The following is a 19,394-nucleotide window of genomic DNA, read 5'->3' as shown; positions in this document are numbered from 1 at the left end:
GTCCCCGCGTGCGCAGAATCGACCGTGTGCACTCCGGAGTGGCTCGTCAGTAAACGCGTTTGCCCAACGGCACTGGCGCGACCTCGTCGGTCAACGTGTGCATGTGCACCGGGCGATAGTCGAATCGGGTCTTTCCTTCTGGATCCACCCATACCAGCGTGTGCTTCAACCAATGGACGTCATCGCGTTCCGGATAGTCCTCTCGCGCGTGCGCCCCGCGGGTTTCGGTACGCTGCTCGGCCGAATGCATCGTGGCCACGGCTTGTTCCAGCAGGTTGGCCAGCTCCAGGGTCTCGATCAGATCGGAATTCCAGATCAGCGATCGGTCGCTGACATGGATGTCCTTGAACTCGTTGAACACCTCGCTGATCTTGGCCTTGCCTTCCGCCAGCGTGTCACCAGCGCGGAATACCGCGGCGTATTTCTGCATCGTGCGCTGCATCTTCAAGCGCAATTGCGCTGTGGGCGTACCGCCGTTGGCGTGCCGCAGCGCATCGAAGCGCGCGAGCGCCTTGTCCAGCAGCGTCGCAGGCACGTCGCGGTGCGGGGTGTCCGGCTTGATCAACTCGGCGCAACGTTCCGCGACCGCGCGCCCGAACACCACCAGGTCGAGCAGCGAATTCGAACCGAGACGGTTGCCGCCATGCACCGAAACGCAGGCTGCTTCGCCGACCGCAAACAATCCGGGGACGACGACGTTGGGGTCATCGCCACGTTTTTGCACCACCTGGCCATGGATGTCGGTGGGGATGCCGCCCATGACGTAATGCGCTGTCGGCAAGACCGGGATCGGCTCCTTGGTCACATCGACGCCGGCAAAAATGCGCGCCGATTCGGCAATCCCGGGCAGGCGCAGGTGGATGACGTCGGCGCCGAGATGCATCAGGTTGAGCAGCAAGTGGTCCTTGTGCTCACCGACGCCGCGACCCTCATTAATCTCCACCGTCATCGCACGACTGACCACGTCGCGGGACGCCAGGTCCTTGGCATGCGGGGCATAGCGCTCCATGAAGCGTTCACCCGCTGCATTGGTGAGAAAGCCGCCCTCGCCGCGCACACCCTCGGTGATCAGGCAGCCTGCGCCATAGATCCCGGTGGGGTGGAACTGCACAAACTCCATATCCTGCAGCGCCAGGCCGGCACGCAGCGCCATGCCACCACCATCACCAGTACAGGTGTGCGCGGAGGTGCAGCTGAAGTACGTGCGGCCATAGCCGCCCGTCGCCAGGATGACCGCGTGGCCGCGGAAGAAATGCATGGTCCCTTCGTTCAGGTCCAGCGCCAGCACGCCTTGGCACACGCCTGCGCCGTCGAAGATCAGGTCGATCACGAAATACTCGACGAAGATCGATGCGCCATGCGCCAAAGCCTGCTGGTACAGCGTATGCAGCATCGCGTGACCGGTACGGTCAGCCGCCGCGCAAGTGCGCTGGGCCTGCTCCTTGCCGTAATTCGTCGACATCCCCCCGAACGGCCGCTGGTAGATCTTGCCTTCGTCGGTACGGGAGAACGGCAGACCCTGGTGTTCCAGTTCGTAGATCGCGCGTGGCGCGTCCTTGCACATGTACTCGATCGCGTCCTGGTCGCCCAGCCAGTCGCCGCCCTTGACCGTATCGTAGAAGTGGAAGCGCCAGTCATCCGGGTGCATGTTGCCGAGTGCCGCGGAAATCCCGCCCTGCGCCGCGACCGTATGCGAGCGGGTGGGAAACACCTTGCTGATGCATGCCGCCTTGAGGCCTTTCTCCGCCAGCCCGAACGTGGCGCGAAGACCGGAGCCGCCGGCGCCGACGACGATCACGTCGTACAAATGCTGTTGGATCTTGTAGCTTTCCATGGACCGGTATCCTTGCGTATCAGGGGGTCAGCACGATGCGCAACACGGCCAGCACGGCGGCGAACGCACCAAGGAAGGCGAGGAAGTACACCGCAACCAGCGTCACCACTTCCTTCCACCGCGTGTGCACATAGTCCTCGACGACGACCTGTAGGCCGAGCGCTGCATGCCAGAACATGGCGACCAGGAACGCAATCATCAGAAGTGCGTTCCACGGCTGCGCGACGCGCTCGCGCGCGGTTTCGAAATCGGCGCCCAGCAGGCTCAAAACGAGGATGACGAACCAGATCCCGAGGCCGACCAGCGCCGCGGCGGTCACTCGCTGCACCCACCAGTGGTGCGCTCCCGAGTGCGACGAGCCGAGCCCGCGCGCGATCTTGAGTGGATTGCGGCGATCCCTTACCACCGCGTCCTTTCCGTTCATGCGCCACCCCCAGCCGACAATATGTAAATCCATACGACAACGGTAAGCACCACGCTGCCAATTGCTGACAGCCAGCTCGAACGCACGATTTGCGGAATCTGGTATCCAGCGCCGCCATCCTGGATCAGATGCCGGATGCCATTGCACAAGTGATAGAACAAGGCCCAGCTCCAGCCCAGCATCAACACCATGCCAATGGGGCTGCCAATCAGGTCGCGGAACTCATTGAAGCCCTGCTCACCGCCGGCCAGCTTGACCAGGCCACAGACCACGACCACGGTGCCGACCGCCAATGCCACGCCGGTAGCTCGATGCAGGATCGAGGCCACCATGTTCGCGTACCAGTGATAAACCTGCAGGTTCGGAGAAATGGGTCGTGATGTCGATGCCATGGCGGCTGTCCTTGTATGCAAATCCCGGTACGGCGCGGTGCTTTCCCCGTGACGACGAGCAGGGCCAACTGTTGCGTCCTGCTACTCGAAAATCCGGCGCTCAAAAATCAATGCAGCGCCCGTTCTTCTCCCAGTCGCCATAGCGCGTCGGATCGACGTCCGCTGGCTCGCGCGCCAATGGCACCTTCTTGCGGGCACGGTCGCCGGTTGACTCCCCGACGCGTGCAGCTGGGCTGTCCCCCGGAGTCCGGGTGGCAGGCGTGTCATTGATGAGTGGTCGTTCGGACATGGCGTTTTTCAGCCCCCAAAGGGTAATACTTGCGCCATGAGCGTACAACACCAAGTGGGCGTGCAGATGGTGCAAGATTGCCAGCTTCAGCCACGATCATGCGCACCCTGCTCCGCCCCATGATTGCTCCGCGGCTTGCCCATACGATTGAAATCACCGGCCCCGACGCGGTGGCCTTTGCCCATGCCCAGTTCAGCAGTCCGGTCGCCGCGCTTGCTGTCGGGCAATGGCAACTCAGCGCGTGGCTGGATGCCCGTGGGCGCGTGCAGGCCTTGTTTCACCTGGCGCGACGCGGCGACCAGGACCTGACCATGTTGCTGCGCGGGGGTGATGGCGAGGCGATTGCCGCTGCGCTGCGACGCTTCGTGTTCCGCTCCCGGGTGTCGATCCTTGCTGTCACGCCGTGCCCACTTTACGGCGGTCCGCCGGCGCCGCTGCACACGCTGTGCAACCACGGCGGGATGCTCAGCCTGGGGTGCGGTGGACACCGTATGGACCTGGCCGCGCCGGGCGGCGACGAAGTTCCCGACTGGCGCGTGCAGCAATTGCGTGCAGGATGGCCCTGGCTGGCCGAGGCCGAACTTGGCCAGTGGCTGGCCCCGGCATTGTCGCTGCTGCGCCTGCGCGCGGTAGTGACCGACAAGGGTTGCTATCCCGGCCAAGAGATCGTCGCGCGCCTGCACTTTCGGGGCACGCACAAACAGCGCTTGTGCAGCCTGGCCTCGGCCGGGGCAATGCAAGTCGGCGAAGCACTACGAACCGACGACGGCGAAATTGGCCGCGTGCTTGACGCCGTGCGCGTCGACGCTGGCTCCGAGGCGTTGGCGGTGCTCGATGATCGCGCCATCGCAGGAATTGATGACGGACATCCAGCCGTCTTTGCTGCTGGATTGCCAGTCAGGCTCCGGCAGGCTTGGCCGGCCTGACGGATTGTTGCGGCGGAATTCGGGCCAGATTGGCGGGCCAAAAAAAATGACCGACTTGTGAACAGGTGGCCATTGCCACTTGCCAGCGCCGCTGCATGCCGTTAGCCTTCGATGGCTTTCGCTGTGGGATGTCTTGACGACATTCGATACACGCGACGAATCGGAAGAATCCGAATCGGCGCGACCCGGCCTTCAGCCGGATGGCTTGCCTCCTCCATACACCGGCGCGCGTGCCGGCAGTGTCTTGGCAGGTGCAGCAGACGCTGCACATAGGAGCTCAATCAAAACCTCATACACCGGTGCCGCATCACCGTTTTCGCCACGGCCCGTGGTCGAGCAGTTGTTGCACTGTTTTGCGCGGAATTGACCCATCCAGGCGGAACGGCCCGTTAGCCCGACCGCCGCCTGACACACCGGTACTCATCGCCCGTGCGTTCAGCCAACTGGAGGCAACGCAATGAACCTGTCCATCTTGTTGTGGCTTACGACGCTGATGCCCCAACCCATGGCCGAGCACGCATGCTTGGCTACCACGGTCTACTTGGAGGCCCGTGGCGAGAGCACGAACGGCCAGGCGGCCGTGGCTGAAGTCGCCTTGCGCCGTCGTGACCGCGGCAACTGGGGGCAAACCCTGTGCCAGGTGGTGACAGCACCGCACCAATTCGCCACCACGACCACTCCTGGTTCGTTTCCCATCAGCGACCTGGAGGCGTTCCAGCAGGCCTGGACGGTTTCCGGGCGATCGATCCGCAACTGGACTCTACCCGTTGCGCAGCGCCACATTCTGGTACCGCATGCCGACCACTTTGCCACGCTCGCCGTGGTGCCCGACTGGTCGTACAAACGCCCGAGCGTGACGATTGGTGATCACGCCTTCTACGTCGTGAACTGAGCCGTCATCCCTACGCCATCGCAGTAAATGCAACAGGCCGCCCAAGGGCGGCCTGTTGCATTTCCGGGCTGGGACTTGCGTCAGCCGTCATGGACGGCTGGCCGTCCACCGCAAACACGCACGATCAACGTACGTAGACGTGGTCGTTGCGGATCTCGACGTAGTCACCGCTGCGCACGCCGGGATTCTCGCGCTGCGTGACGGTCACGTATTGGCCGTCGTCACGCCGCACCACGATGCGCCAGGCGGTGCCGCCCGAATTGCGCTTGCCGACCTGGTTGCCAACCACGCCGCCAGCAACGGCACCGCCCACGGTTGCCGCCTTGCGTCCGTCACCCTTGCCGATCGTGTTGCCCAGCAGGCCACCGGCCACGGCGCCAACGATCGCACCCAAGGTGCCGCCGCTGCCACTGTCGCTGTCGAGGTACACCTGCTGGACTTCCTGCACCACGCCGCAGTTGGCGCAGCGTACCGTGCCGTACTGGCTGGACTGCCCGTAGTAGCCCTGGTCGTAGCGGCCACTGTTGCCATAGGGCTGGGTAGCACAACCGGCCAAGGCCAGGGCCCCTGAAAAAGCGGCGGCCATTGCGAATTTGCCTGTCGTCATGTGCATGCGTGATTCTCCTTCAGTGGGATGATCAGCGGAATCCGCTGTTCGCTCAGCGCGATACCGGAACCACGCTGACGTCTTGTTGCACCTGCACCCGATCGCCCGGGTCGTGGTCCATGCGCACGGTACGGGTGACGCCGTTGTAGACGTAGGCGACGTCGTAGCCGACGATCTTGTCCGGCCCGGCCACTTCGATCGTTTCGCAGTGCTGCTGGACGCTGGACGTCGTATTTGCCTGGCGGCGATGTTCCTCGATGCGGTTGCCGGCGTAACCGCCGCCCACCGCACCGGCCACCGTGGCCAGGGTCTTGCCCTTGCCGCCGCCGATCTGGTTGCCAAGCAAACCGCCGGCGACGGCGCCGATGGCCGTGCCGACGACGTTGTGTTGGTCGCGTGACGGTGCCTGTGTCACCGTCTCTTCACGACAGACCTGCTTGGGCACCTTCGTCGCCTGGCGGACCGGCGTCACACTGACCACCTTGGCATACTGGGCCGACGGTGCCGCCCCCGGTGCAGCCCCGGACAGGTCGGCGACCGTGCCCGAAGATGGTGGCGCGATGTTGCCGGAGATACCGGCGTCGGCATCGCGGTTGCAACCCGAGATCCCCACGGTGAGCGCCATGGCAATCCCCATGTTCAATGCACTGACCAGCATTCTGTTCATCAGCATCTCCCTTGTGTGTGCGACCGTGACGGGCTTGGCGGAACCCAAGCTGTCGTCGTGCCCCCATTGAACCCTCATGCGACTGAATCAAAGCTAGATCATCTGCCCGACTTCCGTCCACGCAGGCCGCCACCGTCCATGCACGCCATTGTCGACAGCCACGTCCACCTCGACCATAGGGACTTCAACGCCGACCGGGCGCAAGTGCTGGCGCTGGCGGAGGCGCAGGGCGTCGACACGCTCATCATTCCTGCGGTCGAGCGGAATGGTTGGGCCGGCATCCGCCACTTGTGCGCCGGAGACCGCCGCTTGCATGCGGCCTACGGGCTGCACCCGCTGTTCGTTGACCACCATGCGCCCAGCGATGTGCAGGCCTTGTCTGCATGGCTCGAAGCCGGCGACGCGGTCGCGATTGGCGAAATCGGCCTGGACTTCCACGACGAGGACACCGATCGCGACCGCCAGCGTCGTTTTTTTCAGGCCCAACTGCGACTTGCCCGCGAGCGCGGACTCCCGGTCATCGTGCATGCGCGTGCCGCTTTTGAGGAAGCCATCCTGACTTTGCGCGACATCGGCGGGCTACGGGGCGTGGTGCACAGCTTTTCCGGCAGCCAGCAGCAAGCCTCGCGCCTCTGGGAGCTGGGCTTTTGCCTTGGCATTGGTGGCCCGGTCACCTACCCGCGCGCGCGACGGTTGCGCCAGATCGTGGCCACCATGCCTGGCGAATTCCTGCTGCTGGAAAGCGACGCGCCCGACCAGCCGGACGCCGGGATCCGCGGCCAGCGCAACGAGCCAGCGCGGGTGGCAAGCATCGCCCACTGCATCGCCGAGTTGCGCGGAGAATCGCTGGCCATGCTTGCCACCACCACCACGGCCAACGCCCACCGCGTGTTTGGCCTGGGCGCAAAGCAGGGGTGAATGTGACCCCGCGTGCAGTGTCCGGCGCCGTGGACGCCAGCTCTGCCGGCATGCAGCATGCACGAGGCGCGACGATGCCTGCAAAGGCCGCTGGGTAAGGATTTGCTGCGCAGCAAAGGCCGCACCGCCTCTGGTGCAGCGCAATATGTTCTGCTAATTTAACGCGATGAGCGAACACATGCGCATCATCAAGAAATACCCGAATCGGCGCCTGTATGACACGGAGATTTCCAGCTACATCACCCTCGAGGAAATCCGCCAATTGGTGCTCGATGACGAGCCTTTCGAGGTGCGCGATGCCAAGAGCGGCGATGACCTGACCCGGTCGGTGCTGCTGCAGATCATTTCCGAGCATGAGAGTGAAGCTCAGCCCATGCTCTCGCCTCGGCTGCTGAGCCAGATCATCCGGTTTTACGGCAATTCATTGCAGGGGTTCATGGGACCTTATCTGGAGCGCAGCCTGCAGCTCTTCCTCGACCAGCAGAGCCAATTTCGCAACCAGTTGGAAAGCCTGATGGGCCAGACCCCCTGGACGACCCTGAACGAGCTCACCGCGCGCAACATGGACGCGTGGAACGCCATGCAGCGCAATGCGCTGGAGCAGGCGGCCAAGTTGGCGCCGACGTCGCCCGCCGGCAAAGGCCAGGGCGCCAAGAAGACGCGTTGAGCGGCCCTGCCGGGCCGCCGCGCCGTCGCGGCCGACCCCATCAGCACACTCCCCCATTGAACCGTGATCACATGAGCGATCTTTCGGCGACACCACGTCATGCCGTCGTGACCGGCGGCATCGGCGGACTCGGTACTGAAATCTGCCGCCAACTGGCCGGCGCCGGATGCCACGTCACTGCGGTCGACCTCGCCGCACGCGCCGGGCGCGTCGCCGCGTTCCGCACCGAGGTCGCCGATCTCGGTGGGGCCATTGGCTTCGAAGCCGCGGACGTCAGCGATTTCGACGCTTGTGCGCAACTCAGCCGGCGGCTGGAACAGCGCCACGGCAGCATCGATATCCTGGTCAACGCCGCTGGCATCACCCGTGACGCCAGCCTGCGCAAGATGACCCCGGAGCAATGGCACGAGCTGCTTCAGGTGAACCTGGACGGCGTGTTCAACATGTGCCGCAACGTGATCGAGGGCATGCTCTCGCGCGGCTTCGGGCGCATCGTCAACATCAGCTCGGTCAACGGCCAGACCGGCCAGTTTGGCCAGACCAACTATTCGGCGGCCAAGGCCGGCGTCCACGGTTTCACCATGGCACTGGCGAGGGAAACCGCCCGCAAAGGCGTCACCGTGAACACGGTGTCGCCGGGTTATTGCGACACGCCGATGGTCGCAGCGGTGCCCGCTGATATCCGCGCGCAGATCATCGCCGCCATCCCGGTCGGGCGCCTGGGGCGGCCGGCGGACATCGCCCGCGCCGTGACCTTCCTGGCTGCCGACAGTGCCGGCTACATCACCGGCGCAAACCTGCCCGTCAACGGCGGCTATTTCATGAGCTTTTGACGGATCCTTGCCACCATTTACCGGCTGCATGCGCTGGAACCGTGCATTGGACCCGCGCCGGCGGGCGTCTTACTGAACCAACTGGTTGATCTCCATGATCGGCAGCAGGATGGCAAGGACGATCACCAGCACGACGCCGCCCATGAGCAGGATCATCATGGGTTCGAGCAAGGTCAGCAGGACCGCCAGGCGGCGTTCCAGTGTCTGCGTCTCCAGTTGCGCAGCGCGTTCGAGCATATGCTGCAACTTTCCACTCGCTTCGCCGCTGCCGATCAGGTGCAGCATGAGCGGCGGAAAGATACGCATCGCGCCGAGCGCGCGGGCCAGGCTCTCGCCTTCGCGTACGCGCTCGATGGCAGCCTTGATGCCACCCTGCATGACCCGGTTGGACATCGCCTGCGCGCCGTAATCGAGGGCCGCCAGCAACGGCACGCCACCGCCGACCAGGATCGCCAGCGTGCTGGCGAAGCGCGACGTGTTTACCCCGCGGATGACCGGCCCCAGCCAAGGCAGGCGCAGCAACGCGGCGTGCCAGCGCCGCCTGTAGCGCTCGTGGCGCAGTGCCATACGTGCACCGGTCGCGGCGCAGATGCCGATACCGACCAGCCAGGGCCCGGCACTGCGCAGGGCAGCGGATACCGCAATCAGTCCGCGGGTGAGCAGCGGCAGGCTTTGTCGCGATTGCTGGAAGACCTGCACGATCTGCGGCACGACGTAGACCAGCAGGCCGGTCACCACGCAGACCGCCACGAACGTGACCAGCGCCGGGTACAGCAACGCCAGGCTGGTTTTTTGCCGCAACGCGCGGCGCGTGTCCAGGTAATCGGCGAGGTGTTGCAGCACGCTCGGTAGGGCACCGGATTCCTCGCCGCCGCGCACCAGTGCTCGGTAATAGTCGGGGAAGTCCCGGCCATAGACGCCGAGCGCGGCGGCGAGCGAGAGGCCGCCGGTGATTTCGGCCTTCACGCCGCCGAGCACTTCGCGCGTCTTCGGTGCCGAAACTGCCTCGCCCAACGCGGTCAATGCCTGCTCCATGGTCAGGCCAGAGGCAAGCAAGGTGGCCAGTTGCCGCGTCAGCAGGCTCAGCTCGCCGGCGGGGATGTCGCGCGACCATGGCCGTGCGACGCGTTCGCGGTTGCGCACGGGATCGACGCGTTCCGGATACAAGCCTTGCGTGCGCAGCTGGGCACGCGCATGGCGTGGGGAATCGGCCTGCACCAGTCCAGACCTGACGCGTCCGCCCATGTCGAGAGCCTGATAGCGGAATGCCTCCATAGATGCATTGCCTTCGTCAGTGCGGGCGCGTGACGCGCAGCACTTCTTCGAGGCTCACCGTGCCGGCGGCGGCAAGCCGCATGCCGTCCTCGCGCAGTGAACCCATGCCACACGCGGTGGCGTGCCGGCGCAGCATTTGTTCGTCGACGCGGTCGTGAATGAGCCGCCGCGATTCGTCGTTGACCGTGAGCAATTCGTAGATGCCAGTGCGGCCCTTGTAGCCGGTGCGGTTGCATGCGCCACAGCCGCGCGGTGCGTGGAAGTGGCCCGACACGGACGTCAGGCCGAGGCGGTGGCACTGTGCGGCATCGGGCGCCAATGGCGCCCGACATTCCAGACAGAGTTTGCGTACCAGCCGCTGGGCGCCGATGCCGATCAGGCTGGACGCCAACAGGAACGGTTCCACGCCCATGTCGACCAGGCGTGTAACCGCGCTGACCGCATCGTTGGTATGCAACGTGCTCAATACGAGGTGCCCGGTCAGGCTGGCCTGGATCGCAATCTCCGCACTTTCCAGGTCGCGGATTTCGCCAATCATGATCACGTCCGGGTCCTGGCGCAGGATGGTGCGCAATGCGCGCGCGAAACTCATGTCGAGGCGGTTGTTGGTCTGCGTCTGGTTGATGCCGTCGAGGTCGTACTCGATCGGGTCCTCGACGGTCATGATGTTCAGCGCCTTCGGATCCAGGCGCGACAGCGCAGCGTACAGCGTGGTGGTCTTGCCGGACCCGGTGGGACCTGTCATCAGGATGATGCCGTGCGGCTCGCGGATCAGCGCGTCCATCTGCGCGAGCGTGGCCTGGTCCATGCCCAGGTTCGACAGGTCGAGCCGTCCAGCCTGCTTGTCCAGCAGGCGCAGCACGACCCGCTCGCCGTGGCCGGTCGGAATCGTCGATACACGCACATCGATCGGCTTGCCCGCCGCGCGCAGCGCGATGCGCCCATCCTGTGGCAGGCGCTTCTCGGCAATGTCCAGTTGCGCCATGATTTTTATGCGCGAGACGATTGCCGTGTGCAGCGCCCGGGCCGGTTCGATCAGGTCGCGCAGCGTGCCGTCGATACGCAAGCGCACGACCGAGCGCGATTCGAACGGCTCGATGTGGATGTCCGAAGCGCCTTCACGCAGCGCCTGGGTCAGCAAGGCGTTGATCAGGCGGATCAGGGGCGCGTCGTTCTGGCTGTCCAGCAGATCCTCGACCCGGGGTATTTCCTGCAGCAGGCGGGACAGGTCCAGATCCTGCGCCAAGTCATCGGCCAGCGCCGCCGCACCTTCGCCCGCGCCGTTGTACAAGCCGGCGATGTGCTCATTGAACTCGCCGGCGCTGACGCGCCGCGCACGGATCGGCACGCCCAGCGCGCGCCGAAGTTCCGCCAGTGCGCCTGCCGCCGCGTCGTCGCACACGACGACCTCGGCGACGCCCTCGCCGAGGCCGGTGACGGCCACGCCGTTGGTCTTGGCGAACGCGTACGGCACGGGCGGCTTGCTCAGCACGGCGCCGTCACCGCGGCTGGTTCACGGCGGCCGGAGCGGCCGGCAACTTCGGCAACTGCGGCAGCGGATCGTCGCGGTGCGCCGCACCGCGCACCGGTTCGGCATGGATCTGCTGGCCACGGATGTAATCGTAGCGTTCGCCGGTCAACGTATCGGCGTGCTGCGCATCGCGCAGGATGGTTGGACGCAGGAACACCATCAAGTTGGTCTTCGTGCGCGAATGGCTGTTGTAGCGGAACAACCCTCCCAGCAACGGGATATGGCCCAACACCGGCACCTGGGACACGCCGCCGTTGACCGCATCCTGGATGAGGCCGCCGAGCACGATAATCTGCCCGTCGTCGACCAGGACCGTCGACTCGATCGAGCGCGTGTTGGTGATGACACCCGCCGGATTGTTCGCGTCGGCCACACTCGATACTTCCTGGAAAATCTGCAGGCGCACGGTGCCGCCTTCGGAGACTTGTGGCCGGATTTTCAGGGTCAGGCCGACGTCCTTGCGCTCGATCGTCTGGAACGGCGAGGGCGTGGTTGCCGCACCAGATACCGCGTACTGGCCGGTGATGAACGGGACGTTCTGGCCGACCACGATCTTCGCTTCTTCGTTGTCCAGCGTAAGCAGGGTCGGAGTGGACAGGATGTTGGCGTTGTTGTCGGTTTCCAGTGCGCGTGCGAGCACGCCCAGGTTCAGGATCTGCACGCCGCCAATCGACACGGTGCCGTGGATCGTGCCGATGTTCAGCCCGGATCCTACCCCGGCCGGATTCTGCGCAATGCTCAGGATATTCTGTCCGACGCCGCCGAAGTTCGTGCCGCCAAACACCTGGGTACCCGACTTGTCGAGGCCGCTCAGGTCCTGCCACTGGATGCCGAACTCGCCCGCCTTGGTGGCCGTGAGTTCGACGATCAGCGCTTCGACATAAACCTGCAGGCGCCGCGCATCGAGCTTTTCCACCACAGCACGCAGGTTGTTGTAGACCGCATCCGGCGCAGTGATGATGATCGAGTTGGTGGCAGGATCGGCCTGGATGATCCCTGGTCCGGTTGCGGCCATGGACGGTACGGTCGTGTCGCTGGATGCCTGCAGGCTGTTGTCCGCGCTTGGCACCTGCACACTGCCGGCGGCGCCGGCGTTCGTGGTCAATGCCCCGGCGTCTGCCGTCACGCGCGCGGCGGACGCCTGTGCGGGTGACATCGTGGTGCCCGAGTAGATGCCACGCAGGGTTCGCGCGAGATCGACCGCATCGGCGTTCTTCAGGTAGACGACGTGTACGTTGCCGGCGGCGCTGGTCGGCGAGTCGAGCATGGCCGCAAACTGCCGTATCTGCCCGAGTCGCGCCGGGTCGGCGACACGCACCAGCAGGCTGTTGGAACGTGCATCGGCAATGACCGCAATCTGCCGGGTCGGGTCCACGCCTTGCAACGCCTGCACTCCCGACGACCGGGACGCAAACAAGCTGTTGATGGTGCGCGCCGCGTCCAGCGCAGATGCGTGGTGCAGGACGATCATCGCCACGCCAGCTCCCTCCGGCTGGTCGACCGCGGAGATGATGCCCGCCAGCCGTTCGAGGTTGCTCGCGTAATCGGTGATCACCAGCGTGTTGCTGTCCGGCATCGCAGTGATCGTGTTGTTCGGTGCCACCAGGGGGCGCAGCGTCGGCAGCAGTTGCACCGCCGACTGGTGCGCCAGGGTGAATACCCGGGTCTGCAGGCCGTCACCCGCCGCAGATTGCCCAGACACGACATTGCGATGCAGTTTGGCGTCGGCTTCCGGCAGGATCTTCACCAGGTCGTGGTCCTCGACCGCGGTGAACCCCTGCAGGCGCAGCGCCGACAGGAACACGGGGTACACGGCGGCGCGCGCGACCGGCTGGGCCGAGATGATGTTGACCGTGCCCTTGACGCGTGGATCGATGACGAAGTTCTTGCCGGTGATTTCCGCCATCGCCTTCACCACGCCTTCTACGTCCGCGTTGACGAAATTGAGCGTGACCGTGCCGGCTTGCACCGGACTTTGCGGGGCCGCCGGCACAGTCGCGCGCACCGGCGGCAGGCAGGCGCCGAACAGCGCCATGGCGACGACGACCGCTTGGAGCCAGGGGTATTTCATGCGGATTGGCACGGCGAACACGGTCAATGGGATTTCATCGGGCGGGAACGCCTGGCGACGTGACGGAAGCCTTGGCCGGCTGCGGCCAGGCCAGCGTCTCGCGCACGCCGTGGCGCTGCAGGATCACTTCTTGTGGCAGCACCTGCTCGACCCGGATGCCCGGCGCGAGATTGTCGCCGGCACGCACCAGCCGGGTCTTCCCGGCGTCGAGCCGCAGCAGCGCATAACCGGAATCCGGAGGCCGGGCGGCCATGACCCCGAGCAAGGTGATCGCCAGCGCGCTCGGCGCGGCTGCATGGGCATTGCCCGGTGCCTGGCCAAACAGGTTGCGCGCAGCAGTCAACTGGGCGGTCGGCGTCGCCATGTCTACGATCGGCGGCACGACGGATGGCGCGCACCAGGCCCAGGTCCAATATGCCAGCACGCCGCCAAGCACGGCCAGCGCTGCGGTTTGCGACAAGGAGGCGACCGCCGTATGCGCGAGTTTGGATCGTCTGGACGGCATGTGGCTTCACCCCCTTGTGCACAGGTTGGATGGTCGCGGGAAGCGTTGGGTTCCCATGTCGGGGTTTGACCAAGGCCGTTCACCGCGTGGCGGCGGGCACGCCGCCAAGTGGCGAAGTGAATTGCAGCGCGAACTCGCCGTTGCCACGGTCGATGGCGACCAGGCGCAGCAACGGAGACAGTTGTGCACGGTGCGTGGCGTCGATCCGCGCGGTGGCGGAAAGCACCCAGGGGCCGTTGCCGCGCCGCGTACCGTGGCCGTCGAGTCGCAAGGGACCGCTGCGGCTACCCAAGGTCGCGCTCGCCGATCCATCCGCGGCATCGAGGCGTAGTACGTAGCTGCCGAGCGGTGCGACGGGAGTCAGCGCGGAACCGGCGTCTTGCCAGGTCACCGTGGCCGCGGCGGTCGCCACGCCGGCGGCACGCGCGAACTTCGCGATGTGGAACCTCAATTCGCCGCGCAGGTCGAGTGGCGCGATGCGCGGCACGGCAATGCCCAACGCCCTGGCTGGCAGTGAGAACTCGACGTTGGCGAACTCGACACGTCGCGCCGAAACGTGCAGTGGAAAGCGTGTGGCAGCCTGTCCGAGCGTCAGCATGTAGTCGAGCTGTCCACGCAGCAAGGCGCGTACTTGCAGCGTCCACGCGAGATCCATGCCCACGCCGCCCGGCCCGCGCGGGTCACGCAGCTCGAGCCGCCCGCTGCCGGACCACAGCGTGCCATGTGCCTGCGCCAGCCGGACGTGCCCGGTCGTCGCATGGCGCAGGCCGACATCGATGAACGTGGCCGGTACCAACACGATCAGGCACAACAGCCAGGCACCCAACACCACCCCGCCGTGCGTGAGCATGTTGCGCCACGTCAGTTGGCGCATCATCGGTGTGGCCGCTCGAGGGTGGCGGTCACACCCACCTCGCCGGGCGCGGACCGGGATTCGATCCGCACCGCGACAAAACGCAGGTGCTGCGCGCGCATGACGTCGACCCAGGCGAGCCAGTCGGCAAACGCGACGCTGCCGAAGACCAGTTTCACCTGTTGCGCGCCGACCGGCTCGATGCTGACCAGCGACTGGCCCAGCCCGCTGGCATCGACCAGGCCCTGCACCAACTGGCGCAACTCCGTCGTCGAGGACGACGGCACCGGCAGCGTGCGCAGGCGCAGGATTTCGTCGGCTTGCGCGCCCTGGCGTAGTGCGGTGGCCTGCAGCTCGGCGACTGCCGGCAGCAGCCGCTGGCGCGCGCGCAGCGTCGTCTGCAGCAGCCACCCGGACAGCACGAGCCCAAGACACAGTCCCGCCGCGGCGAGCACCCGGCGCTCCTGCGTGGAGCGCGACGACCACCAGGGGCGCCCTACCTGTCTCATCGTGGTCGCAGCGTAAGCGTGAGCGCGCCGCGCGCGGCGCGACGTGCACCCGACGCGACCTCCACGTCCAACCCGGCCCGGGTCAAACGAGCTTGAATTTGCCGTGCCAGCGCGTCGTCGGGGACGGTGAGTTCCAGCGTCATGCGGCCGTCGGCATAGGACGACGCATGCAGCGCCGCGGTCGGCACCCCAGCCAGTGCCGTACCCACCTGGCCGAGCATGACCGGGAAGTCGCCGGCGTCCGGCCGGTCGACGGCATGCCGGGCCTGCGTGGGGTCGTGCCCGGATACGGGTAAAATTGGGTCATAGCGTGCTGCAACTGTGTGACACTGCAACAAAATCGTGTTCGCGGTTGGTCTTGGTCACCATCGTTCGTTAAGCTCAAAGCCACCCTCTCTCTCGGATGGTGGCCATGGCGAATCTTGAGCGCACCGCGTACCCGCGGTTTCCTCGTGTGATCACGACACGCGACCTGCTCCGGTATTACACCCCCGATGCGGACGAAGTGGAATGGGCTTCGGGCTTTGCTCGTAGCGATGCGGGCCGCTTGGGCTTGATCGTGCTGCTCAAGACGTTTCAGCAGTTGCATTACTTTCTTGCCTTGGAGAGCGTGCCGGCTGAGATCATCGGCCACATTCGGACGGTGTTGAACCTGAAGCCAGCCACGGCGGCTGACTATCGGGGCTCCAAGACCCTCTATCGGCATTTCGCGGCCGTCCGTACCTATCTCGACATCCAACGCTACTACGGCAAGGAAGCACAACGCATTGCCGTGCGTGCAGCGTATGAAGCGTCCGAAGTCATGGACCAGCGTGTTGACGTCATCAATGCAACGATCGAAGAGCTGATCTATCGCCGGTACGAGCTGCCGGCGTTCTCCACGCTGGACAGGATCGCCGAAGCCGCGGCCGTGACTGCGCAAGAGCGCCTGTATGACAGCGTCAGCGCGGGTCTGACGACCGAACGTCGGGATTTTTTGGACAGTCTGTTGGCCACCGACTTCGCCCAGCGGCAGTCGGCTTTCCAGGCGATCAAGGCCATCCCCAAGCGGGCGACCAAAAAGCACCTCGAAGCCGTTCTCGATCAGTTGGCGTGGCTGAAGACACTGGGCGACGTGGATGATTCACTCCGCGATGCCCCCGTGAACAAGATCCGGCACCTCGCCCACCAAGCCGCTTTGCTCGATGCGGATGACCTCAAACGCACAGTACCTAGCCGGCGATACGCCCTGATGCTCGCACTGATTCACCGCATGCGGGTTCGCGCACGCGACGATCTCGCGGAAATGTTCATTCGCCGCGTGAGTACGCTGCACAAACGCGCCAAGGAAGAACTCACCGCGATTCAGATGCACCAACGTGCGATGGCCGAACAGCTCGTCGCGAAACTGGACGATGTCCTGGCGATCCTCGCGGAGGAAAAGGAAGACCCTGCTGCCGGACGTCGCATCCGCGCACTGCTGACGCCGGACGGCAATTTGGAGGGGTTACGCGAAGACTGTGCGGCGATTCGTCTATCGGGCGGTAGCAATCACCTGCCATTGCTCTGGCGTTTCTTCAGCAGTCATCGTGCAGTGTTGATGCGGCTTGCGCGCACGCTTGATTTCGTCTCGTCGACGCAGAACCAATCGCTCATGGAAGCGTTGGCCATCGTGCTGGCCAACGAAGGTCGCAAAGCCGAATGGGTTTCCGACGCGGTGAATCTGCAATTTTGCTCGGAACGGTGGCGCAAGCTCATCATGCGCTCTGACGATGGCCCGTCCGTCAATCGTCGCTACCTCGAAATGTGTGTTTTCTCGCACCTGGCCAGCGAGCTCAAATCCGGTGATACCTGTGTGGTGGGATCGGAGGCCTTCGCCGACGTCCGAGAGCACTTGCTGCCATGGGCGGAGTGCGAAGCGCGCCTCGCCGATTTTTGCGCCAAGGTCGATATTCCACCCTCAGCGGCGGCATGCGTCAGCGAGCTGAAACAACGGTTGACCGACACGGCGGCACGCATCGACGCCGCGTTTCCCGAACTCAAGGGAGATGTGGCGATCGGTGCCGATGGCGAGCCGGTGCTGCGTCGCGTCCAGGCGCGGGATATCCCGGCGTCGGTGATTGCCCTGCAGAGTGCACTCGGCCGTGAACTCCCCACGCGGAACCTCCTGGATATTCTGGCCAACATCGAGCACTGGACGCACTTCACGCGGCATTTTGGCCCGATATCGGGGCACGAGCCGAAGATCAAACAGGCCACCGAGCGTTATCTGCAAACGGTCTTCGCTATGGGGTGCAACCTGGGGCCCAACCAAGCCGCGCGCCATTTCGTCGGCGAGGTCAGCCCGCATATGATTTCGCGGGTCAACCGCCGGCACGTCACCGTCGAAAAGCTCGAAGCCGCCACTCGCGAACTGGCTGAGCTCTATCTGCGCCTCGATCTTCCGCGGCTCTGGGGTGACGGCAAGAGCGTCGCGGCCGATGGCACGCAATATGACTTCTACGATCAGAACTTGTTGGCGGGCTATCACTTTCGGTACCGCAAGATGGGTGCGGTGGCCTATCGTCATGTCGCGAATAACTACATCGCGACCTTTCGGCACTTTATCCCGCCGGGTATCTGGGAGGCCGTCTACGTCATCGAAGGCCTGATGCAAGCCAAGCTGTCGGTCGAACCCGACACCGTGTACTCGGACACGCAGGGCCAGTCGGCCACCGTGTTTGCGTTCACGTACCTGCTCGGTATCAATCTGTTGCCGCGGATACGCAACTGGAAGGATCTCGATTTCTTCCGTGCCGACAAGCAGACCCACTACAAGCACATCGACTCGCTCTTTCATGGCGCAATCGACTGGACGTTGATCGAGACCCACTGGAAGGATCTCCTGCAGATTGCTATCTCGATCCAGGCGGGCAGGATCGCCTCCCCGATGCTTCTGCGCCGGCTCGGTGCGAGCAGCCAACGCAACCGCCTTTTTCTGGCGGCGCAGGAGCTCGGGCGCGCCCACCGCACCGTCTTTTTGTTGAACTGGATCGGTAGTTTGCCCTTGCGCCAAGAGGTCACGGCCGAGACCAATAAGATCGAGTCGTACAACGGCTTCGCGAAGTTCTTTTCGTTCGGCGGCGACGTGATCGCCGAGAACGATCCAGACGAGCAACAGAAGCGTCTTCGGTATAACGATCTGATCGCCTCGGCCGTGATCTTGCAGAACACCGTGGACATGATGCGCGCCCTTCAAAAGCTTGCTGATGAAGGTCTCGCGGTGTCGGGACACGACGTGGCCTTTTTCTCACCCTATCTGACCGGCGGCGTCAAACGGTTTGGTGACTATCGCCTTGACTTGAAGCGACCGCCCGAACCGTGGATTCGTGACCGCCTGTTCAAGGATGCCGCCAAAGCCGCGCGGGCGACGACCCTAGCAACGGAGCAAGCGAATGACCCAGCGATCGAATAGCACGGGGCGGATCGACGCCGCGTCGCCCCGCGGGGGTGTCGACGTCATAGGACTTCAAAAATTGCGCGCGACCTTTGATACGACTCACCTGTTGCGTGCGGTCGATGATCTCGACACCGTTCGCGCGGTCCTGGTCGATCCGGACGAATTACGCGCCGATCTTCTCCGGTTGCATGGGATGGCGCACACCCTGATCAACGGGGGAGCCTTATCCGCGACGAGCGTCGATGAAACCATCACCGAGTTGGCGGCAGACATTGAGGCCGAGCTGGAGAGCATGAGCGCCTTGCTCCTGACCATCCGACAACGGATACGGCCACTTCTGACGCTGACCCCTGACGATGGCTAATGGAGGAATGCAGACCATCTACCCTGCCAGCGATTGCAAGATGGTGCAGGTTGCTCGCGTGTCGTGATGGCACGTTTCGATCATGCCCCGCAGCTCGGCGGCCAGCGCCGCCAATTCGCGCTGCTTGGCTTCCACCTGTGCCAGATGCGTTCGTGCCACGCCATCGACCTGCTTGCACGACAGTTCCGTGCGTGAGGCAAGCGTGAGTAGGCTACGGATTTCTTCGAGGCTAAAACCCAGCGCGCGGCTGCGCACAATGAACTGCAAACGCTCGACGTCGCTATCGCGATAGTTGCGGTATCCCGCAGTCGACCGCTCCGGCGGCGGCAGCAACCCGATGCGCTCGTAGTAGCGTACGGTTTCCAGATGACAGCCGGTGGCTTTCGCCAGATCGCTAATGCGCACGGTGGTTGACTCCG

At 64.6% G+C, this 19,394-nt stretch carries 21 protein-coding genes; 7 read left to right on the top strand and 14 right to left on the bottom strand.

Annotation, left to right across the window (positions count from 1 at the left end; all coding sequences use genetic code 11):
- Positions 1–46: 46 nt before the first annotated feature.
- The 4 genes from sdhA to AC3WJB_RS11495 form a co-directional block, all read right to left on the bottom strand.
- The gene (gene sdhA, locus AC3WJB_RS11510) at positions 47–1,834 is read right to left on the bottom strand and encodes a succinate dehydrogenase flavoprotein subunit (RefSeq protein ID WP_492681639.1); all 1,788 of its coding nucleotides are present in this window, start codon (positions 1,832–1,834) and stop codon (positions 47–49) included.
- A gap of 19 nt (positions 1,835–1,853) precedes the next feature.
- Positions 1,854–2,258: a succinate dehydrogenase, hydrophobic membrane anchor protein gene (gene sdhD, locus AC3WJB_RS11505; protein ID WP_492681637.1), complete on the bottom strand. Its 405-nt coding sequence runs from the start codon at positions 2,256–2,258 to the stop codon at positions 1,854–1,856.
- The gene (gene sdhC / locus AC3WJB_RS11500; RefSeq protein WP_492681635.1) at positions 2,255–2,650 is read right to left on the bottom strand and encodes a succinate dehydrogenase, cytochrome b556 subunit; all 396 of its coding nucleotides are present in this window, start codon (positions 2,648–2,650) and stop codon (positions 2,255–2,257) included. The genes sdhD and sdhC overlap by 4 nt, the downstream gene beginning before the upstream one ends.
- A gap of 100 nt (positions 2,651–2,750) precedes the next feature.
- Positions 2,751–2,939, bottom strand: a complete 189-nt coding sequence (locus AC3WJB_RS11495) for a DUF1674 domain-containing protein (protein WP_492681633.1) — start codon at positions 2,937–2,939, stop codon at positions 2,751–2,753.
- Positions 2,940–3,037: 98 nt separating this feature from the next.
- Here AC3WJB_RS11495 and ygfZ point away from each other — a divergent pair, with 98 nt between their 5' ends.
- On the top strand, positions 3,038–3,865 hold the full coding sequence (gene ygfZ, locus AC3WJB_RS11490; protein WP_492681631.1) for a CAF17-like 4Fe-4S cluster assembly/insertion protein YgfZ: 828 nt from the start codon (positions 3,038–3,040) through the stop codon (positions 3,863–3,865).
- Positions 3,866–4,322: 457 nt separating this feature from the next.
- A complete protein-coding gene (locus tag AC3WJB_RS11485; RefSeq protein WP_492681629.1) occupies positions 4,323–4,757 on the top strand; it encodes a cell wall hydrolase in 435 nt (144 codons plus the stop codon).
- 124 nt (positions 4,758–4,881) lie between these two features.
- Here AC3WJB_RS11485 and AC3WJB_RS11480 read toward each other — a convergent pair whose 3' ends face one another.
- Together AC3WJB_RS11480 and AC3WJB_RS11475 are read right to left on the bottom strand one after the other, a co-directional pair.
- Positions 4,882–5,370, bottom strand: coding sequence for an outer membrane lipoprotein (locus AC3WJB_RS11480; RefSeq protein WP_492681627.1), 489 nt, complete (start codon positions 5,368–5,370; stop codon positions 4,882–4,884).
- A 46-nt stretch (positions 5,371–5,416) separates the two neighbouring features.
- Entirely contained in the window at positions 5,417–6,031 is a 615-nt protein-coding gene (locus AC3WJB_RS11475; protein ID WP_492681625.1) for a glycine zipper 2TM domain-containing protein, read from the bottom strand.
- 138 nt (positions 6,032–6,169) lie between these two features.
- Here AC3WJB_RS11475 and AC3WJB_RS11470 point away from each other — a divergent pair, with 138 nt between their 5' ends.
- The 3 genes from AC3WJB_RS11470 (at position 6,170) to phbB (ending at position 8,449) form a co-directional block, all read left to right on the top strand.
- A complete protein-coding gene (locus AC3WJB_RS11470; RefSeq protein ID WP_492681623.1) occupies positions 6,170–6,949 on the top strand; it encodes a TatD family hydrolase in 780 nt (259 codons plus the stop codon).
- Between the two features lie 166 nt (positions 6,950–7,115).
- Entirely contained in the window at positions 7,116–7,616 is a 501-nt protein-coding gene (gene phaR, locus AC3WJB_RS11465; RefSeq protein ID WP_492681621.1) for a polyhydroxyalkanoate synthesis repressor PhaR, read from the top strand.
- Positions 7,617–7,687: 71 nt separating this feature from the next.
- Complete coding sequence (phbB, locus tag AC3WJB_RS11460) at positions 7,688–8,449, top strand: acetoacetyl-CoA reductase (protein WP_492681619.1); 762 nt, start codon at positions 7,688–7,690, stop codon at positions 8,447–8,449.
- A 69-nt stretch (positions 8,450–8,518) separates the two neighbouring features.
- Here phbB and gspF read toward each other — a convergent pair whose 3' ends face one another.
- From gspF to AC3WJB_RS11425, 7 genes are all read right to left on the bottom strand, one after another.
- Positions 8,519–9,724, bottom strand: coding sequence for a type II secretion system inner membrane protein GspF (gspF, locus tag AC3WJB_RS11455; RefSeq protein ID WP_492681617.1), 1,206 nt, complete (start codon positions 9,722–9,724; stop codon positions 8,519–8,521).
- Between the two features lie 16 nt (positions 9,725–9,740).
- Positions 9,741–11,216, bottom strand: a complete 1,476-nt coding sequence (gene gspE, locus AC3WJB_RS11450) for a type II secretion system ATPase GspE (RefSeq protein WP_492681615.1) — start codon at positions 11,214–11,216, stop codon at positions 9,741–9,743.
- 7 nt (positions 11,217–11,223) lie between these two features.
- Positions 11,224–13,326, bottom strand: a complete 2,103-nt coding sequence (gene gspD, locus AC3WJB_RS11445) for a type II secretion system secretin GspD (protein WP_492681613.1) — start codon at positions 13,324–13,326, stop codon at positions 11,224–11,226.
- 34 nt (positions 13,327–13,360) lie between these two features.
- On the bottom strand, positions 13,361–13,831 hold the full coding sequence (locus AC3WJB_RS11440; protein ID WP_492681611.1) for a type II secretion system protein N: 471 nt from the start codon (positions 13,829–13,831) through the stop codon (positions 13,361–13,363).
- Between the two features lie 79 nt (positions 13,832–13,910).
- A complete protein-coding gene (gene gspN / locus AC3WJB_RS11435; RefSeq protein WP_492681609.1) occupies positions 13,911–14,708 on the bottom strand; it encodes a type II secretion system protein N in 798 nt (265 codons plus the stop codon).
- Positions 14,705–15,193, bottom strand: a complete 489-nt coding sequence (gspM, locus tag AC3WJB_RS11430; RefSeq protein WP_492681607.1) for a type II secretion system protein GspM — start codon at positions 15,191–15,193, stop codon at positions 14,705–14,707. The genes gspN and gspM overlap by 4 nt, the downstream gene beginning before the upstream one ends.
- Positions 15,190–15,414 (bottom strand): hypothetical protein, encoded by a 225-nt coding sequence (locus AC3WJB_RS11425; RefSeq protein ID WP_492681605.1) that lies wholly within the window; start codon positions 15,412–15,414, stop codon positions 15,190–15,192. The genes gspM and AC3WJB_RS11425 overlap by 4 nt, the downstream gene beginning before the upstream one ends.
- A 191-nt stretch (positions 15,415–15,605) precedes the next feature.
- On the opposite strand from AC3WJB_RS11425, the gene AC3WJB_RS11420 reads away from it, so the two are divergent.
- Positions 15,606–18,626: a Tn3 family transposase gene (locus AC3WJB_RS11420; RefSeq protein WP_063107840.1), complete on the top strand. Its 3,021-nt coding sequence runs from the start codon at positions 15,606–15,608 to the stop codon at positions 18,624–18,626.
- Positions 18,607–18,975 (top strand): Tn3 family transposase post-transcriptional regulator TnpC, encoded by a 369-nt coding sequence (gene tnpC, locus AC3WJB_RS11415; RefSeq protein ID WP_068205447.1) that lies wholly within the window; start codon positions 18,607–18,609, stop codon positions 18,973–18,975. Before AC3WJB_RS11420 ends, tnpC begins: the two co-directional genes overlap by 20 nt.
- A gap of 18 nt (positions 18,976–18,993) precedes the next feature.
- On the opposite strand, the gene AC3WJB_RS11410 is transcribed toward tnpC, so the two are convergent.
- Positions 18,994–19,380, bottom strand: a complete 387-nt coding sequence (locus AC3WJB_RS11410; protein WP_027485211.1) for a MerR family transcriptional regulator — start codon at positions 19,378–19,380, stop codon at positions 18,994–18,996.
- Between the last annotated feature and the right edge of the window lie 14 nt (positions 19,381–19,394).

It is taken from the genome of Rhodanobacter sp. FW510-R10, assembly GCF_058781105.1.
The sequence above is the reverse complement of the archived record's forward strand: the minus strand, read 5'-3'. Positions and strand labels throughout refer to the sequence as shown.

Bases quoted from the DNA above. Each gene is read 5' to 3' on its own strand.
- AC3WJB_RS11425 (WP_492681605.1), bottom strand. From the start codon at position 15,414: ATGCTCGGCCAGGTGGGTACGGCACTGGCTGGGGTGCCGACCGCGGCG.
- sdhA (WP_492681639.1), bottom strand. From the start codon at position 1,834: ATGGAAAGCTACAAGATCCAACAGCATTTGTACGACGTGATCGTCGTC.
- phbB (WP_492681619.1), top strand. From the start codon at position 7,688: ATGAGCGATCTTTCGGCGACACCACGTCATGCCGTCGTGACCGGCGGC.
- AC3WJB_RS11475 (WP_492681625.1), bottom strand. From the start codon at position 6,031: ATGAACAGAATGCTGGTCAGTGCATTGAACATGGGGATTGCCATGGCG.
- gspF (WP_492681617.1), bottom strand. From the start codon at position 9,724: ATGGAGGCATTCCGCTATCAGGCTCTCGACATGGGCGGACGCGTCAGG.
- ygfZ (WP_492681631.1), top strand. From the start codon at position 3,038: ATGCGCACCCTGCTCCGCCCCATGATTGCTCCGCGGCTTGCCCATACG.
- gspM (WP_492681607.1), bottom strand. From the start codon at position 15,193: ATGAGACAGGTAGGGCGCCCCTGGTGGTCGTCGCGCTCCACGCAGGAG.
- AC3WJB_RS11440 (WP_492681611.1), bottom strand. From the start codon at position 13,831: ATGCCGTCCAGACGATCCAAACTCGCGCATACGGCGGTCGCCTCCTTG.
- sdhD (WP_492681637.1), bottom strand. From the start codon at position 2,258: ATGAACGGAAAGGACGCGGTGGTAAGGGATCGCCGCAATCCACTCAAG.
- AC3WJB_RS11420 (WP_063107840.1), top strand. From the start codon at position 15,606: ATGGCGAATCTTGAGCGCACCGCGTACCCGCGGTTTCCTCGTGTGATC.
- AC3WJB_RS11470 (WP_492681623.1), top strand. From the start codon at position 6,170: ATGCACGCCATTGTCGACAGCCACGTCCACCTCGACCATAGGGACTTC.
- tnpC (WP_068205447.1), top strand. From the start codon at position 18,607: ATGACCCAGCGATCGAATAGCACGGGGCGGATCGACGCCGCGTCGCCC.
- sdhC (WP_492681635.1), bottom strand. From the start codon at position 2,650: ATGGCATCGACATCACGACCCATTTCTCCGAACCTGCAGGTTTATCAC.
- phaR (WP_492681621.1), top strand. From the start codon at position 7,116: ATGAGCGAACACATGCGCATCATCAAGAAATACCCGAATCGGCGCCTG.
- AC3WJB_RS11480 (WP_492681627.1), bottom strand. From the start codon at position 5,370: ATGCACATGACGACAGGCAAATTCGCAATGGCCGCCGCTTTTTCAGGG.
- AC3WJB_RS11495 (WP_492681633.1), bottom strand. From the start codon at position 2,939: ATGTCCGAACGACCACTCATCAATGACACGCCTGCCACCCGGACTCCG.
- gspN (WP_492681609.1), bottom strand. From the start codon at position 14,708: ATGATGCGCCAACTGACGTGGCGCAACATGCTCACGCACGGCGGGGTG.
- AC3WJB_RS11485 (WP_492681629.1), top strand. From the start codon at position 4,323: ATGAACCTGTCCATCTTGTTGTGGCTTACGACGCTGATGCCCCAACCC.
- gspD (WP_492681613.1), bottom strand. From the start codon at position 13,326: ATGAAATACCCCTGGCTCCAAGCGGTCGTCGTCGCCATGGCGCTGTTC.